This window comes from Salmonella sp. SAL04202, assembly GCF_046550775.1.
Taxonomy (GTDB): Bacteria; Pseudomonadota; Gammaproteobacteria; order Enterobacterales; family Enterobacteriaceae; genus Salmonella; species Salmonella enterica.
This window is the reverse complement of the sequence record NZ_JBGDXK010000021.1, coordinates 1-812: the sequence shown is the minus strand read 5'-3', so window position 1 is coordinate 812 and position 812 is coordinate 1. Positions and strand designations below refer to the sequence as shown.

Sequence of the window (812 nt, the reverse complement as noted above, 5' to 3'; positions counted from 1 at the left end):
GCGATCGGGTGGATCAGGGTAACAACCATTTTGATGTTGTCGCCCGGCATTACCATCTCTACGCCTTCCGGCAGTTCGATGGTGCCAGTCACGTCAGTAGTACGGAAGTAGAACTGCGGACGGTAGCCTTTGAAGAACGGAGTATGACGGCCGCCTTCATCTTTGGACAGAATGTACACTTCAGATTCGAACTTGGTGTGCGGCTTGATGGTGCCCGGCTTAGCCAGTACCTGACCACGTTCGATTTCTTCACGTTTGATACCACGCAGCAGAACACCTACGTTCTCACCGGCACGGCCTTCGTCCAGCAGTTTGCGGAACATTTCAACGCCAGTACAGGTAGACTTCTGAGTCTCTTTGATACCAACGATTTCAACTTCTTCGCCCACTTTGATGATACCGCGTTCTACACGACCGGTAACAACGGTACCACGACCGGAGATGGAGAATACGTCTTCGATCGGCAGCAGGAACGGCTTGTCAATCGCACGCTCTGGTTCCGGGATGTAAGAATCCAGGAAGCCAGCCAGTTCGATGATTTTCGCTTCCCACTCTGCGTCGCCTTCCAGCGCTTTCAGAGCAGAACCACGAACGATCGGCGTGTCGTCGCCCGGGAAGTCGTACTGAGACAGAAGTTCACGAACTTCCATTTCAACCAGTTCCAGCAGCTCTTCGTCATCAACCATGTCGCATTTGTTCAGGAACACGATGATGTACGGAACGCCTACCTGACGACCCAGCAGGATGTGCTCACGGGTCTGCGGCATCGGGCCGTCAGTCGCAGCAACAACCAGGATCGCGCCGTCCATCTG

General features: G+C 54.1%; 1 protein-coding gene. It reads right to left on the bottom strand.

Features of this window, described 5'->3' with window-relative positions; all coding sequences use genetic code 11:
* The coding region (gene tuf / locus ACLJQJ_RS23395) for an elongation factor Tu (protein ID WP_023199369.1) at positions 1-812 on the bottom strand (812 nt) is incomplete at both ends.